The organism is Virgibacillus sp. DJP39, from assembly GCF_049310925.1.
Taxonomy (GTDB): Bacteria; Bacillota; Bacilli; order Bacillales; family Amphibacillaceae; genus Virgibacillus_F.
Window position 1 is genome coordinate 47,887 of the sequence record NZ_JBMERP010000016.1, and the last position, 16,868, is coordinate 64,754.

Below are 16,868 nucleotides of genomic sequence, written 5' to 3' on the forward strand. Positions count from 1 at the left end.
GTTTATTTAGTGACATGTATTGGTGTATCTATCGGAACGACATTGATCCAGGTTTTTCCTGGCACGAATCCAACAGGCTTTCCGTCCTTAACAGGGATAATTCTTCCATCTTGATTTTCCCAGCTGACATGTTGAATTTTACCTTTTTGAATCAGGTAACCTTCCCCACCTGAAGTAATATCAATTTCACGACGGCCGGCATTATCAATAACTTCATGATCAGTCTTCACGATAAAGATATTGTCCACCAGAACAGGTTCGTTCGAATTTAATTCTACTGTTTGTTCTCGATCACTAAGTCGGCTATATTTTCCTGATTCCGGTTCAAAGTTATATTCGACAATTTCCATAGGCTGGTCAGCATACACAATTTCGATATGTGACGCAGGGTCTCCTTTAATCTGATTTGCTTCATCAGCTGTTAAAAATAGCAGCGGTTCTTTAGTAGTAGTAATATCATAACCTTTTGATTTTGCTACATCATATACCGCTCCAACCTGAACATATGAATTATGCGGTGCAGCGCGGAAGCTTTCCCGCTTGAAAAGATGTCCATCATTATCATATATAGAACCATTTAGATAGTCGATGTCCCGTTCTTTAATCATATCATTCACAAAGCCTGCAGCTCCGTGATATACATACAAAGCATTATACCCATTTGCTAATTCAAAATAGTATTCACGGGCACTGCGAACAGGACCAGCCACTTCCGGCAACTCACTTTGAAATAAAGCTAGAAATCTTGTAATTCTACCTTCTGCCAGTATCTCAAAAACGACATCGGCTTTCGACAATCCTGTTTGTGGACGTGCTTTAGTATGATTATTAACCATGATTCCAATTGCTCGATTATCTACTTGTTTTTCCGCTTCCAGTCCTGTTAATGGGTAAACAAATTCAGCTTTTTCAACTTCTTTCGGCGTGCTTGATTTTTCCTCAACAGCATTTTCTTTATCCTCATTATTTGTCGCTTTACTTTCCTCTTTTGAACATCCAAAAAGTAGAATAGCAAAAACTACAGCCAAGCATAAGAATGTTTTTCTCACTTCCTCACACCACCTTATAATAAGTATATTAGCGCATAATTGCTGGGAAGAGCACTTCTCTTTTTTTCACATCAACAATTCCTCGTTGCGTAATCCGAATGAACGGTAAGTGAGTTGCTGATAAAAATAGTATGGAATAAACTGGGTCCCCGTATGGATAACCAAAGTTTTTTAAGATCTGCTTTAGTTCTTTTTCTTTTGCAATTAAATCATCCATTTTACCATCAAACATAATTCCACCTAGTGTAAGAGGAAGTTCAAAAATAATTGTACCCTCATGAACGATTACAATTCCACCACCAAGTTCTTGAAGTCTATTGGATGCCAGCAGGATATCCTGCTTGTTTTTACCAATATACACCATGTCTCCTGTTGTTGAATAAGAACTTGCTATCGCTCCAAGCTTGTTGGTGAACCCGCGAATTGTTGTATTCACCCGCCACTTTCCTTTGCGATCGATAAGCAGAAGAAAAGCATCACTGTTAGTTGTCGGCAGCTCTTGCAGCGTTACGTCTGTTTGAATTGCATATGGTTTTATAATTACATCATTTACCATATCAAGACCAATTGGTATCGAGAACTGCAAATCACTTTCACTTAAGGCCCAATCGAACTCTATTGGCCCTACGTTATGTTCTTTCCAATCCAAGTTACTGCTGACCCTTTGTTCAACCTGTTCCTTTTTAATCCATTCCCCACTAGCTAAAACACTAATAGGATCTGGGTTCGTTTTTTCTTCTAGTATATTAATGTGTGCAATTTTACCAGGTGCAATTCCACCAAGCTTATCATCAAAATTAAAATGCCTGGCTACATTATAGGTAGCCATTCGATATGCTTCTTCAAGCGGAACTCCTTTTTCAATAGCAATAGCGATACACACGTTCATTAAACCATTCTCATAAAAAGTGGGGGTGGATCCATCCGTGTTCATCGTCAGGTTTTCATAATTGTTAATCCCGCTCGATACCAGCTCTTCCAATAATTCCGGCAGGTCCGGTCGTATGGAAGAATAGCGCAGTCCAACACTATATCCTAATCTCAGTCTCGAGATTACTTCCTCGGCTGTCATGGACTCATGATCTGCAGTAACACCCAGCAGTTTCATTTTGTTAAGCGTTCCTTCAGATGCTCCTGGCAAATGCCCCTCCACTGGTTTGCCTAATCGATTTGCTTCCTGCATCCAGTAAAGTAGACGATCATCTCCCCTTAGCAACTGTGGCCATCCTGTCAATTCTCCGCCCTGTACCACAAACCGGTTTTCCAACCATGAAAGCACTGTTTCACTGTTAAAAATAGCTTCTTCGTCTTTTAACGCTGTTTGCGAATCAAAACGAGCCCACCAGTACATCGAAACAGGTAGTTTGTTAAACTCCTCTAATAAAGTAAACGCTTTCGTTTTATCTAATAAAAAAAGCCACATTAAATTATCATTGACTAGTGTAGTAGTACCAAATTTTGCTGCATGAATTGCCAGCTCTTCCGGGTTATACAACTGAAACGGGTGTGCATGGGGTTCAATATAGCCAGGAACCAAATAGCGATTCTCACAGTCTACCAGTTCAACACCGGTTATTTGATCAGGCATTTTTTCTCCCACATATATGATTCGATCCTTTAGTATCCAGATATTCGCGGTTAACCATTGTTTTGTATATACATTTAAATAGGTCCCATTTGTTAAAACTTTGGTTGGTGCTACCTTTCCGTCAAGGACAGCAACATGTTCACGGAGCTCGCGATTACGCCAGTGATATACACCATTCTCCACCATAAAATCAACTCTCCACATTCATATTTTCTATATCGTATCATAAAATAGACTTTCACACACTAACGATTTGGTGTGCGAAAGTGACTATTTTGTGAGAAGATGCAAAAATCAGGCAGTGCCAGGCACCACCCGATTTATTGTTAGCTGTTACCACCTATGTCGTTTCGATAGTAAAAGCCTTCTGTATCTATGGTTTTTAGTGCTTCATAAACGGTTTGACTTGCTAGTTCGATCGATGATTCCTTTGCTCCCACTACCAATACACGTCCGCCATCTGAAACTAGCTTTCCTGCAACCTTTTTGGTACCAGAGTGAACAACATACGTATTTTTGGCTGGCTTAATTGTTGGAAGTGGTATAGCTTTCTCATAATGTCCAGGATATCCATTTGAAGCGACTACCACACCTAATGCAGTACGCTTCTCCCATTTTAACTGTGGATTTTTTCCTGCCTGTACATCTAACAGTACTTGCAGCAAGTCATTTTCAAGAAGAGGCAGAACAACCTGTGTTTCCGGATCACCAAATCGTGTGTTAAATTCTATCACCTTTGGACCATCTGCTGTTTGCATTAGTCCAGCATACAGAATACCAGTAAATGGGCGCTCCTCTACCAGCATACCGTCAGCTGTTTTCTGCAAAACTTCAGTTGTGGCATAGGACACTATATCGGAGGTAATATCTTCAACAGGAGCAAATGCGCCCATCCCACCAGTGTTTGGACCTGCATCATTGTCATATGCTCGTTTATGATCCCTGGCCGGAATCATGGGATAAACATTTCCTTCATGAACAAAGGCCATCAGGGAAAACTCTTTACCTATTAAAAATTCCTCAACCACGATTGTTTCCCCCGCTTCAGCAAAGGCTTTGTTTACCAGCATACTATCAACTGCTTCCAATGCTTCCGCAACTGTTTCGGCCACAACAACACCTTTTCCAGAAGCAAGTCCATCTGCTTTTATTACAATGGGAGCGCCGCTATTATGAATATACTCTTTAGCCTTTTCCGCATTGGTAAATGTTGCGTAACCAGCAGTCGGTATCCCATACTTTTGCATGAGTTCTTTGGCAAAACGTTTGCTTCCCTCTAATAGGGCTGCTTTCTTAGTCGGAGCAAAAACCTTTAATCCCGCTTCCTTAAACTGGTCAGCAATACCTTCTAATAATGGATTTTCCGGCCCCACGATCGTTAAATCAATTTTGTTGATTTTGGCAAAATCTATTAATTTATCAATTTCTGTTTCGTTGATGTCGATACAGGTTGCATGTTGGGCAATCCCACCATTACCAGGCGCAGCGTACAAGCTGCTAACATTCTCACTCTCTGCCAGTTTCATCAAAATACTATGCTCACGTCCACCGCGTCCAACAACTAATACGTTCATCTACAGTCTCACCCCTCATGGTCTTAAAGTTTGGCTCTTTCTTAACCCTCTCAGTTCGTAAAAAATGCGACATAACTCACCGCTACGGAAATACACTTCGCTTTCCGCGGGAGGCTGGTGAGCCTCCTCGTGCTACGCACTGCGGGGTCACACCTATGCCTTTCCTCCCGCAGGAGTCTTCGTATATTTCCTCCGCTGGCGTATTACTAAACAAACGACCATTCATCTGAACTGATTGATTTATGCTGCGGGCCGTCGACTCCTCGAAAATAAAGTCGATTTTATTGGCACGGCCTCAGTCTCCTCAGAAGCAAAGAACGCTTCTTCCGGGCTCTTCGGACGCGTGCTGTTCCCTCAGGAGTCGCATATTCTGCCTTCACTAGGATAGAAAAATGCGCATGACCCTATGTTTCATGGGACTCCTTCTCCCTTGAAAAGAAAGCTATCTAAGCTGCGGAAAAATGCGAGACTCCAGTGGGAAAGGAACAGTCTGAAGACCCCGCAGTGAGCGGTTTTTGCTCCGAGGAGGCTGAAGCGTTCCCCACGGAAAGCGAGTGTTTTTCCGCAGCGCTGGATAAGCACCAATCTAATAAAGAGTGGTAGAAAACAGTTACTTCGCACTTTATAGATTTTGAGTCTAAAACAACAATCTTTTAGAAAGCGGTCTAATGTTTAAAATGACGCATTCCTGTATAAACCATTGCTATTCCATGATCGTCACATACGGAAATCGAATCCTGGTCGCGTTTCGAGCCACCTGGCTGAATGATTGCTGTAACTCCCGCTTTCACGGCTGCTTCAACTGTGTCAGGCATTGGGAAAAATGCATCAGATGCTAAGACTGCTTCATTAGCTTTGTCTCCTGATTGCTCAATAGCGATGTTGGCAGCTCCGATTCTATTCATTTGACCTGCACCAATACCAACTGTCTGATTATCTTTTGCCAAAACGATCGCGTTCGACTTTACATGTTTTACTGCCCGCCAGGCGAACAATAAATCAGCTGTCTCCTGTTCAGATGGTTTGCGCTTTGTAGGAAATGTCCAGTCGTTCTCATCAGCCATACCATTGTCCTGGTCCTGTACGAGCAATCCACCAGTAACACTTGTGATTTTTTTCGAATCGCTTTTCCCTTGTTCCACCAGAACCTCAAGCAACCGAATATTCTTCTTCTCGGTCAAAATATCCAACGCTTCCTGTGTAAAACTTGGAGCAATAACGATTTCCAGGAAAATTTCCCGTAATAATGTTGCTGTATTTCCATCGACTGGACGATTACATGCAACAATTCCGCCAAAAATGGAAATGGAATCCGCTTCGTACGCCTTTTCAAACGCGTTAACAATTGAATCGCTCACACCAATTCCACAAGGATTCATATGTTTAACTGCTACTGCAGTCGGTTCCTTATATTCCGCAATTATTTCAAGTGCAGCATTTGCATCCTGAATATTGTTATAGGATAGCTCCTTACCATGCAGCTGGTTTGCTGTTGCTAAACTAAAGGACACGGCTTTTGCCTGTTTATAAAAAGCTGCCTCCTGATGTGGATTTTCCCCGTAACGCAGTGATTGAACTTTTTCATAGGTAACAGAATATGTATCTGGATACTGTGTGCCTGTTTGTTCATTAAAATAACCGGCAATCAAAGCGTCATAATGCGCTGTATGACGGAATACCTTTCCCGCAAGCTCAAGGCGTTTATTTTGGTCAAGCGTGTCTTGCTTCAACGCCTGTAAAATATCTGTATAGTCTGTTGGATCAACAATTACCGCTACGTTTGCAAAGTTTTTTGCTGCGGCCCGAAGCATGGTTGGGCCACCGATATCAATGTTTTCTATTTTGTCTGCGTCTGTTGTATTTTCATTAGCTAACGCTTCCTGGAATGGATAAAGGTTAACGATTACCAAATCAATTGGTGTAATGTTATATTCCTTTAACTGAGCTTCATGTTTATCATTTTTACGATCAGCAAGTAGCCCTCCATGAATGTAAGGATGCAGTGTTTTGACCCGACCATCTAATATTTCAGGAAAGTCCGTAATTTTTTCGACAGCCTGGGCAGAAATACCAGCTGTTTTTAAGGCTTTTAACGTTCCACCCGTTGAAATGATTTCGAAGCCAAGTTCGATTAATCCTTTTGCAAAAGCTTCAATATTACTTTTATCAGAAACACTAATAAGTGCACGCTTCGTCATAATAAAACTCCTCGCTATTATCTATTTAGAACATGCTTAATTACTTTTGGATATAGTCGATGTTCGATTTCCTGTATGCGATATTGTAAGGACTCTTCCGTATCATCCGCCAAGATTTCCAGCGCTTCTTGATCAATTATTGGTCCTGTGTCAACACCCTCATCAATAAAGTGGATGGTCACACCCGTTGTTAGTACTCGGGCACGAAAGGCCTGCCCAATTGCATCAAGACCTGGAAAAGCAGGCAATAGTGAAGGATGTACGTTAAGGATTGAGTCCTCATACGCTCGAAGCAATGTTGGACCTACAATTCGCATATACCCTGCCAAAAAGATCCAGTCTACTTTAGCCATCCGTAATGCAGTAACTATTTCCCCCTCATAAGCTTCCTTCGATGGAAACGTCCCTGGATTAACAACACATGACGTGATCCCCAGTTCAGCTGCTTTGGCAATAACCACTGCTTCTGGCTTATCACAAACAAGCAAAACAACATCACAACCAAGTTTATTTCCTTTATTTGCTTTTATAATCGCTTCGAAATTACTGCCTGCTCCGGAAGCAAATATAGCTGCTTTGATGTTACTCATTTGTAAAACAAACCCCTTCACGTTCGGAAACTGTACCGATCACAACAGCTGATTCGCCATTATCCTGTAAGATATCTATAGCAAAATCTGCTTTTTCCTGATCGACAACGACAGCCATTCCAATACCCATATTAAAGATGCCGAACATGTCCTGATCTGAAATGTTACCCTGTTTCTGCAGGAAAGTAAAAACTTCTGGTACGTTCCAGTTTGATTTATCAATTTCCACTCCTAAACCGGCAGGAAGCATCCTTGGAATATTTTCATAGAACCCACCGCCTGTTATATGTGAAATTCCTTTTATATCAATTGATTGAGTAAGTTTATTGATCGGCTTCGCATATATTTTAGTTGGTTCTAAAAGTGTTTCTCCAAGTGACTTCGACAGTCCTGCATAGCTGTTTTTAAGATCTAAATCAGCGACTACTTTCCTTACCAGTGAATAACCATTAGAATGAATACCACTTGATGGCAGGCCAATCACAACATCACCTGACTTAATATGTTCACCAGTTATCAGCTTTGACTTTTCTGCGATACCGACTGCAAAACCAGCAACATCATATTCATCATCCTGATACATACCGGGCATTTCAGCTGTTTCTCCACCAATTAACGCTGCCCCTGCATCAACACAGCCATTGGCTACACCTGCAACAATTTGTTCGATCATCTCTGGCTCATTTTTTCCACAAGCAATGTAATCAAGGAAGAAAAGCGGCTGTGCCCCCTGTGCAACAATATCGTTTACACACATGGCAACTAAATCTTTGCCTATAGTATCGTGTTTGTTGAGTTGAAAAGCCAGCTTAAGTTTAGTCCCGACACCGTCTGTGCCGGAAACCAGCACAGGTTCCTTGTAACTGAAACCTGATAAATCAAATAAGCCCGCGAATCCACCAACACCACCAAGCACTTCTTTGCGGTTAGTTTTTGCAATATGCTTTTTCATTAAATCAACAGCTTGATAGCCTTTTTCTACGTCAACTCCAGCTTCTCTGTACGCATCAGACATGTAGGACCCACCTTTTTAATAAATAGTATTAGACAGTATTTCTGAGCAAGCCGTGCTCTAACAGTCGCCTCCGCTTTTCTTGGCTAGCTTTGGCTCCTAGCAGCTGCCGTCATAAGCATTGAACACTTCGAACGCTATAAACCTTGCGTTCTTCGGTTCCCTGCTTATGCGTCCGCTTCTGAACAGTCGCCTTCGCTTTTCTTACAGCCTTGTGTACTCGATTTCTGTTTGGCCTTTTTCTTTTACTGGGTAATTTCCTGTGAAGCAGGCTGTGCAAATACCCTGGTTTGGTACGTCTTCTCGTATAATCGCGCGTTCGAGTCCTGCATCTGATAAATAAGCAAGGCTGTCAGCACCAATTATTTCCGCAATTTCATCAATGGTGTTATTTGCCGCAATTAATTCATCACGACTTGACATATCAATTCCGTAATAACAAGGATGTTGAAGAGGTGGAGCAGCTATCCGTACATGAACCTCTTTAGCTCCTGCCTCTTTCAGCATACGTACGATTCGTCTACTCGTTGTACCACGAACGATTGAATCATCGATCATCACAACGCGTTTTCCTTCGACAATGCCGCGTACTGGAGAAAGCTTCATTTTAACCCCTTGTTCACGAAGCTCTTGAGATGGCTGGATAAATGTACGTCCGACATAACGATTTTTGATAATTCCCATTTCATATGGAAGACCTGTTTCTTCGGCGTACCCTATTGCAGCAGAAATACTGGAATCCGGTACACCAGTAACAACATCTGCATCAATTGGTACCTCTCTCGCTAATTCAACACCCATTCTTTTCCGTGAAGCATGCACATTTACTCGGTTTATATCACTATCTGGTCTGGAAAGATAGACATACTCCATAGCACACATGGTACGCGCCTCTTTTTCCTGAAATGTCCTTGAGCGAATACCATCTTTATTTATAATAAGCAATTCACCTGGCTCTACATCGCGCTCCAGTGTTGCACCGATTAAATCAAATGCACATGATTCAGATGCTGCAACATAGCTATCTCCTAATCTACCAAGTGAAAGTGGACGTAATCCCCTCGGGTCTGTTGCAACATACATCGTATCTTCTTCTAGAATGATAAAGGCATATGCACCTACTAAACTTCGAAGCGCCTCCATAATTGATTCTTCAAAGTCATCTGACTTACTCCGTTTAATCAAGTGGGCCAGTACTTCAGTATCCGATGATGTATGCAGTATACTGCCTTCAAGCTCAAGCTCGCCGCGAAGTTTATGTGCGTTCATGATATTGCCATTATGCGCAAGTGCCAGACTGCCTTTTTGTGAACGGAACAGGAGTGGCTGAACATTGTCAAATCCACCATCACCTTGTGTTGCGTAACGAACATGACCAACAGCAGCACGGCCCTGAAGTTCATCAAATTTTGCATGTTTGAACACATCATTAACTAGACCTAATCCTTTATGAAGTTTTAGCTTTTCTCCGTCACTTGTTACAACACCTGCACCATCCTGACCTCTGTGTTGTAAGGCATGTAACCCGTAATACGTGAGTTCAGCCGCCTTTTCATGACCCCATATTCCAAAAACGCCACATTCTTCGTTTAAGCCTCTGATTTCAGCAAGCATGAAATAGCCCCTCTCCATAATGATTGAAGTGATTCAACATCTTCCGCGATAACGTTCTTCCCACCTGATTGAACGACAATTTGACCATCGTTAGTTACAGTACCAATCTGCACAGCATCTTTGATAACTGATTCGATGGTCTGTTGATTTGCTCGGCTTACAGAAACTAAAAATCGTGATTGTGTTTCACTAAATAATTCAGTTGTAAAATCTTCTCCAATTGTTACTTCCAAACCTAACCCTTTTTTCGAAAAAACACTTTCAGCTAATGCTACGCCAAGTCCACCTTCAGCAAGATCATGGGCAGAGGAAACAAGGCCCTGGTGAATGGCGTCCAGCAATTGATTTTGTCGTTCTTTTTCTACAGTCAAATCAATGCTTGGTGCCTTGCCAGAATATGATCCCTCGATAACATTCTGTAATTCACTTCCGCCAAATTCTGGTTTCGTCTCACCTATTAAGTAGATCAGATCACCAGCATGTTGAAAGTAGCTTGGTGTTAAATGATCAAGCGATTCTACTAATCCAACCATTCCAACGATAGGTGTTGGAAAAATCGCACTGCCTTTTGACTGGTTGTATAACGAAACATTGCCACTAATAACAGGTGTTTCCAGTACTTCACACGCACTGCTCATGCCTTCAACACTTTTCTCCATTTGCCAAAATACTTCTGGATTTGTTGGGTTTCCGAAATTAAGGCCGTCTGTTAAGCCAAGCGGTCTAGCACCGGAGCAGACAATATTTCGTGCGGCCTCTGCTACCGCTATTTTTCCACCAGTTTCCGGGTCAAGGTAAATGTAGCGTGAATTACAATCCGTTGTAATAGCTAGCGCCTTATTTGTTCCTTTGATTCGTACTACTGCGGCATCTGATCCTGGCGCTACCACCGTATTTGTTTGAACCATTGAATCGTATTGATCGTATACATATTCTTTGCTTGCGATAGTCGGTTGTTGCAGTAATTGCTTTAACATGTCACCATGATCGTCAATAGTTGGAACAGCCTCGAATTTATTTTGAAACTCCTTAAAATATACCGCTTCTTTTGATGGCATATTGTAGACAGGCGCTTCCTCTGCCAATGCATCTACAGGAATATCAGCTACAATTTCACCATGTTGTTTTAGGCGAAATGCTTTTTCCTCAATTACTTCACCAACCGCTACAGCCTGTAAGCCATATTTTTCAAAAATATCTATGATTTCCTGTTCCTGTCCTTTTTTTGCAACGAGTAACATACGCTCTTGGGATTCAGACAACATTAACTCATATGCGTTCATATTTTGCTCACGCTGTGGCACTAAATCCAAGTCCATCACCATGCCAGTACCAGCTTTACTTGCCATTTCACTAGCAGATGATGTAAGACCTGCAGCACCCATATCCTGCATTCCAACAAGTGAGTCACAATGAATGACTTCTAGACATGCTTCAATTAATAATTTCTCCATAAACGGATCGCCAACTTGAACTGCTGGACGGTCTTTGTTAGCATCTTCTGCCAAATCGCCAGAAGCAAAAGTTGCCCCGTGAATACCATCGCGCCCTGTTGCTGCACCAGCGTAAATTACCGTGTTTCCGATTCCAGCAGCAATTCCCTTTTGGATATCCTTATGATCAATTAATCCAACACACATTGCATTAACTAGCGGGTTTCCTTCATAACTATCGTCAAATTGGATTTCCCCGCCAACCGTAGGAACACCAACACAGTTTCCATATCCAGCAATGCCATGGACAACTTCTTTGAAAAGATATTTAACCCGGTCTGTCGTTAAGTTTCCAAACCGGAGTGAGTTCATCATCGCAATTGGACGTGCTCCCATTGAAAAAACGTCACGAATAATTCCGCCAACCCCCGTCGCAGCACCTTGATATGGTTCAACTGCTGATGGATGATTATGGCTTTCAATTTTAAAAACTACCGCCTGCTCGTCTCCAATATCAATAATACCAGCGCCTTCTCCAGGTCCCTGTAAGACATGTGGAGCTTTTGTCGGAAATTTACTGAGTAGCGGCTTTGAAGTTTTGTAACTGCAATGCTCTGACCACATAACCGAAAAAATTCCTGTTTCCGTGAAATTCGGACGGCGTTTTAGAATTGTTTTTACCATTTGAAACTCTTCGTCACTTAACCCCATACCTTTGTAAAGTTTTTCCGATTCAATTTGTTCTGGGTTGATTTCATGCGTTAACAACATGTGTTTCCCTCCAATTGTTGACGATTGATTGAAAAAGCTTTACACCGTCAGCACTGCCAAGCAATTCTTCAACAGCACGTTCTGGATGTGGCATCATTCCAAGTACATTTCCTTCTTTATTGATAATTCCTGCGATATCAGCAACCGAGCCGTTCGGATTATTTTTATAGGTAAACACGATTTGATTATTTTTCTGTAAATCTGCTAATGTGCTCTCGTCACAAAAGTAGTTTCCTTCACCATGTGCAATCGGATAACGAACAACTTCACCAGCTTCGTACTGCGTGGTAAACATCGTCGAATTATTGGCGACCTGCAGCTCCTCCTGGTGACACATGAATGCCAGATTTTTATTCCGCAGCATCGCACCAGGCAGTAGTCCCGCTTCCAGTAAAATTTGAAACCCATTACAGATTCCGAGAACAGGCTTCCCTTTCGCTGCATGGTCCTTAATCTGCTGCATAATTTTGGATGTCGCTGCAACAGAACCTGATCGCAGGTAGTCTCCATAAGAAAAACCACCAGGTAGTAAAATTGCGTCATAGTTTTCTAGATTACTATTTTCATACCATACTAAATCGGTATCTTCTTTTAAGATTTCTTTGGCGGCATGATACATGTCCCGGTCACAATTAGATCCTGGAAAAACGATTACGGCAAATTTCACGATTGAACAGCCTCCTCCACATCAAAACGAAAGTCTTCTATCACTGGATTGGCAAGTAATTGGTCACACATTGCTTTGATTCGCTCATCAATATTTTCCGTATCATCAACATGCAGTTCAATAAACTTACCAACACGTGCCTCCTGTACCTCTTTATAGCCCAGTGAATGCAGGGAATTCTGAATCGCCTTCCCTTGTGGGTCAAGCACCCCTTGCTTTAATGTGATATAAACCGTTACTTTTTTCATGATCTTGCCTCCAGTCGCTGTAGTATTACTTTATAAACATGAAGCAAATCTCCTAAATCCTGACGAAAAACATCCTTATCCATTTTTTCCTGTGTATCCAAATCCCAAAGTCTGCATGTGTCTGGTGAAATCTCATCAGACAGTACAATGCTTCCATCCTTAAGACGGCCAAACTCTAATTTAAAATCTACCAGTGTAAGATTGATCTCCAGAAAAAGCTTTTGCAGAACGTTATTAATGTGTAGCGTCATTTGTTTGATTCCTGCCAAATCCTCTGTCGTTGCGTCAGACAGAATCAGTGCATGTTCATCATTAATAAGTGGATCGCCTAGTGCATCATCTTTATAAAACAATTCAACAAGTGGCGGACTGAATGGTGTTTTTTCTTCAATGCCCAGCCGTTTCGTAATACTTCCAGTTGCAAGATTGCGTACCACCACTTCAATTGGAATAATCTTTGTCTCACTAACCAGTTGTTCGGTTTCATTTAGCTTTTCGATGAAATGTGATGAAATGTTCTGCTCGGACAGATAATGAAAAATATAGGAAGATATTTCGTTATTTAACCTTCCTTTACCATCAAAGCTACTCTTTTTCTCTCCGTTAAAAGCAGTTGCATCGTTTTTATATGCCAGAACTAGTTGATCCTGTCTATCCTTTGTCCGATAAACCTTTTTCGCTTTTCCTTCATACAAAAGTTCCGTTTTCATCACCATTCCCCCTACGCTAATCCAATTCGTTCAAAGATTTGATCCACATTTTTCAAATGGTACGTATAGTCGAAGCAGTCATCAATTTCAGCCTGTGTCAGCTTACTTGTAAATCGCTCATCTTTTTCAATTAAGTCCTTAAAGTGTGTTGCGCTCTCCCATGCTTCCATTGCGGTCGGCTGCACGATATCATACGCTTCTTCACGAGCCATTCCTTTGGTAATCAACGAAAGCAATACGCGTTGGGAAAAAATAACCCCATGCGTACGATCGATGTTCCGCTTCATATTTTCCGGGAAGACGGTAAGATTTTTTACAATCGTTGAGAAACGGTTCAGCATATAATTCAATGCGATCGTCGCATCAGGCAAAATCACCCGCTCTGCAGATGAATGCGAAATATCACGCTCATGCCATAAAGAAACATTTTCATAGGCTGTCGTCATATATCCTCGCAGGACACGGGCCATCCCAGTCATATTTTCCGAACCGATTGGGTTACGTTTATGTGGCATTGCTGAAGAACCTTTTTGACCTTTTGCAAAAAATTCTTCAACCTCACGAGTTTCTGTTTTTTGCAGACCGCGAATTTCTGTTGCAAACTTTTCAATCGATGATCCGATTAATGCTAAGGTCGATACATAATCCGCATGACGATCGCGTTGCAGCGTTTGTGTCGAAACTGGCGCTGGTGTTAACCCTAATTTTTCACAAACATATTTTTCAACGAATGGATCGATATTTGCATATGTCCCAACTGCTCCGGACAACTTTCCGAACTCAATTCCTTTTGCTGCATTTTCAAAGCGCTCCAGATTACGTTTCATTTCCTCGTACCACAATGCCAGTTTCAAACCAAAAGTAGTTGGTTCAGCATGCACCCCATGTGTACGTCCCATCATAACGGTGTGTTTATGTTCAATTGCCTTATTCTTTAAAATTTCAACAAAGTTCGTTAGGTCCCTGCGAATAATTGCGTTAGCCTGTTTTAGTAAGTAGGAGAGGGCAGTATCTACCACATCCGTTGAAGTTAAGCCATAATGCACCCATTTCCGCTCATCCCCAAGTGTTTCTGAAACAGCACGCGTAAACGCAACAACATCATGACGGGTTTCCTGTTCGATTTCATAGATCCGGTCCATATCGAAGGATGCATTCTTACGCATTGTTTTCACATCGTCAGCCGGAATCGTTCCAAGCTCGCTCCACGCCTCACATGCTAAAATTTCAACTTCAAGCCAGGCCTTAAATTTATTTTCCTCTGTCCAAATGTTGCCCATTTCTTCTCTTGTATACCGTTCAATCATGCTTTTTCCCCCTCATAATCTCTAACTAATTTGTCTACTCGTTCATTCGTTTCCGCAATAAATGTAATATGTCCCATCTTACGTTTTTCTTTTACAGCATCCTTACCATAGAGATGGATGTAACCATCATTAGAGTTCGACATGTACGCAAGCGCACGCTCCATGTCTGCACCTAATACGTTTATCATTGCTGCTGGCTGTAATAATTCAACGTTAGTTAAAGGCAGGCCACAAATTGCCCGGATGTGCTGCGTGAATTGCGAGATATTGCATGCCTCAATCGTATAGTGCCCAGAATTATGTGGACGCGGAGCCATTTCGTTTATAAAAATAGCCTCCCCATCTACAAACATCTCAATTGCAAACGTTCCAACTATGTTCATTTTTTCAGCTAATTTAATTGTTGCATCAATTGCTTTATGTTTAACCGTATTACTAATTGTTGCCGGAACAGTGGTTTTGTACAGAATATGTTCCTTGTGCTCGTTTTCAGCGATTGGAAAAAATTCAACTTCACCACTTTGCGAGCGTGTAAACACGACCGAAATTTCCTTATCAAACGACACCCATTTTTCAATGATGCAATGTTGGTGCTTGTCTGCAAAAGCCATTGCTTCAGTTGCATCCGCTTCGCCTGTTAGTTTAATCTGACCTTTTCCGTCGTACCCACCACTACATGTTTTGATAACAGCGGGGTAAGTGATTTCATTTAGTACCTTTTCGCATTCCGAGCCATTTTTCACAATATAAAAATCAGGTATCGGAAGACCAACTTCACGCATAATACGCTTTTCCTTCTCACGATTTTGAGTAATTTCAAGCGCAAATCCACCCTGTGGTAACTTTCCTGTTTCTTCTATATAAGTCGCAGCTTCTAAATCAACGTTTTCAAATTCATAGGTGACCACATCACTTAACGCTGTTAATTGTCTAATTGCTTCAAGGTCGTCAAATGCCGCTGTAATTTGCTTATCTGCAACCTGTGCAGTTGGACAGTTCGGTGTAGGATCAAGCACAGCAACCTGATAGCCCATGTACTTCGCAGCAATTGCCATCATCCTTCCAAGCTGCCCACCACCGATAATCCCGATAGTCTTTGGAGGTAAAATAATTTTATTTTTCTGCAAGGTCAGCCCTCATTTCTTCAACACTTGCCTGCATGTTCGCGCGGTAAGTTACTAATCTATCTGTTACATCCTGGTCAAATGCTCCAATTATCTGCGTGGCAAGTATACCGGCATTTTTCGCTCCAGACTTTCCAATTGCTACCGTAGCAGTCGGAACACCACCAGGCATCTGGACGATTGATAAAAGTGAATCAAGACCATTTAATGCCTTACTTTCAACTGGCACACCGATTACGGGCAAAGTAGTTTGTGCTGCTACCATTCCCGGTAAATGTGCTGCACCACCGGCACCTGCAACAATCACCTTTAATCCACGTTCCTTAGCATTCTTTGCATATTCGAACATTTTATCAGGAGTCCGGTGAGCCGAAATAACATCTTTTTCATAAGGAATTTTAAGTTCGTCTAATATGTCACACGTATGCTTCATTGTGTCCCAATCTGAAATACTTCCCATAATTACACCAACTAAAGCCATAAAATCCCTCTTTCTGTTTTATAATTTTTAACTTTATTCGTTTTTGTTTGACTAGTGAACGATTCTAAGGCGGTTCTCGATCCGTGATCGGTTGGTAGTCGAATTAATTAAATAAAAAAGTCTATGCATCTCCCTCAGTTATGAGAGAAGATGAATAGACTTATCCTTACACATTAAAACGACCATTGCGCACCCGCAACGATTCATCCTCCCTCATAGTCCAGTATTTACGGTACTGGGTAGAAACTTCTGAGCCATATTCTCAGCAAATATATGAGGAATCGTATTCATTTGTTAGTTTAAGAATATCAAAATCGAGATAGGTATGTCAAATTAATATCGAACATTTCATCAAATAATATATTTAATGTTCGTGTTTTGTTCAAAAATGTGTATTATATTGTCTGGAACTTGCATTATGAACTTACCATTGCTCCACTATTAAAGTGTATCACATACGATGAATCCTCTGAAGCTAGGTATACCATAAGCGATTCAATAC

General features: G+C 41.5%; 14 protein-coding genes and 1 riboswitch. All 14 genes read right to left on the bottom strand.

The window, feature by feature from the left end; all coding sequences use genetic code 11:
- Positions 1-2: 2 nt before the first annotated feature.
- Entirely contained in the window at positions 3-1,049 is a 1,047-nt protein-coding gene (locus tag ACOI1D_RS07705) for a DUF3048 domain-containing protein (RefSeq protein WP_422500615.1), read from the bottom strand.
- A gap of 28 nt (positions 1,050-1,077) precedes the next feature.
- Positions 1,078-2,823, bottom strand: a complete 1,746-nt coding sequence (locus ACOI1D_RS07710) for an adenine deaminase C-terminal domain-containing protein (RefSeq protein ID WP_422500617.1) — start codon at positions 2,821-2,823, stop codon at positions 1,078-1,080.
- Between the two features lie 140 nt (positions 2,824-2,963).
- Positions 2,964-4,211: a phosphoribosylamine--glycine ligase gene (gene purD, locus ACOI1D_RS07715; protein WP_422500618.1), complete on the bottom strand. Its 1,248-nt coding sequence runs from the start codon at positions 4,209-4,211 to the stop codon at positions 2,964-2,966.
- Between the two features lie 665 nt (positions 4,212-4,876).
- Positions 4,877-6,409, bottom strand: coding sequence for a bifunctional phosphoribosylaminoimidazolecarboxamide formyltransferase/IMP cyclohydrolase (gene purH, locus ACOI1D_RS07720; RefSeq protein WP_422500619.1), 1,533 nt, complete (start codon positions 6,407-6,409; stop codon positions 4,877-4,879).
- A gap of 17 nt (positions 6,410-6,426) precedes the next feature.
- A complete protein-coding gene (gene purN / locus ACOI1D_RS07725) occupies positions 6,427-6,999 on the bottom strand; it encodes a phosphoribosylglycinamide formyltransferase (RefSeq protein ID WP_422500620.1) in 573 nt (190 codons plus the stop codon).
- Complete coding sequence (gene purM, locus ACOI1D_RS07730) at positions 6,992-8,014, bottom strand: phosphoribosylformylglycinamidine cyclo-ligase (RefSeq protein ID WP_422500621.1); 1,023 nt, start codon at positions 8,012-8,014, stop codon at positions 6,992-6,994. The genes purN and purM overlap by 8 nt, the downstream gene beginning before the upstream one ends.
- A 201-nt stretch (positions 8,015-8,215) precedes the next feature.
- Positions 8,216-9,625: an amidophosphoribosyltransferase gene (gene purF / locus ACOI1D_RS07735; RefSeq protein ID WP_422500622.1), complete on the bottom strand. Its 1,410-nt coding sequence runs from the start codon at positions 9,623-9,625 to the stop codon at positions 8,216-8,218.
- A complete protein-coding gene (purL, locus tag ACOI1D_RS07740; protein WP_422500623.1) occupies positions 9,601-11,829 on the bottom strand; it encodes a phosphoribosylformylglycinamidine synthase subunit PurL in 2,229 nt (742 codons plus the stop codon). Before purL ends, purF begins: the two co-directional genes overlap by 25 nt.
- Complete coding sequence (gene purQ / locus ACOI1D_RS07745; RefSeq protein WP_422500624.1) at positions 11,813-12,496, bottom strand: phosphoribosylformylglycinamidine synthase subunit PurQ; 684 nt, start codon at positions 12,494-12,496, stop codon at positions 11,813-11,815. Before purQ ends, purL begins: the two co-directional genes overlap by 17 nt.
- On the bottom strand, positions 12,493-12,744 hold the full coding sequence (gene purS / locus ACOI1D_RS07750; protein WP_422500625.1) for a phosphoribosylformylglycinamidine synthase subunit PurS: 252 nt from the start codon (positions 12,742-12,744) through the stop codon (positions 12,493-12,495). Before purS ends, purQ begins: the two co-directional genes overlap by 4 nt.
- Positions 12,741-13,454, bottom strand: a complete 714-nt coding sequence (purC, locus tag ACOI1D_RS07755) for a phosphoribosylaminoimidazolesuccinocarboxamide synthase (protein WP_422500626.1) — start codon at positions 13,452-13,454, stop codon at positions 12,741-12,743. The genes purS and purC overlap by 4 nt, the downstream gene beginning before the upstream one ends.
- A gap of 11 nt (positions 13,455-13,465) precedes the next feature.
- Positions 13,466-14,761 (bottom strand): adenylosuccinate lyase, encoded by a 1,296-nt coding sequence (purB, locus tag ACOI1D_RS07760; protein WP_422500627.1) that lies wholly within the window; start codon positions 14,759-14,761, stop codon positions 13,466-13,468.
- Positions 14,758-15,888, bottom strand: coding sequence for a 5-(carboxyamino)imidazole ribonucleotide synthase (gene purK / locus ACOI1D_RS07765; protein WP_422500629.1), 1,131 nt, complete (start codon positions 15,886-15,888; stop codon positions 14,758-14,760). Before purK ends, purB begins: the two co-directional genes overlap by 4 nt.
- Entirely contained in the window at positions 15,875-16,366 is a 492-nt protein-coding gene (gene purE, locus ACOI1D_RS07770; protein WP_422500630.1) for a 5-(carboxyamino)imidazole ribonucleotide mutase, read from the bottom strand. The genes purK and purE overlap by 14 nt, the downstream gene beginning before the upstream one ends.
- Before the next feature lie 196 nt (positions 16,367-16,562).
- Positions 16,563-16,663, bottom strand: a riboswitch (purine riboswitch).
- Between the last annotated feature and the right edge of the window lie 205 nt (positions 16,664-16,868).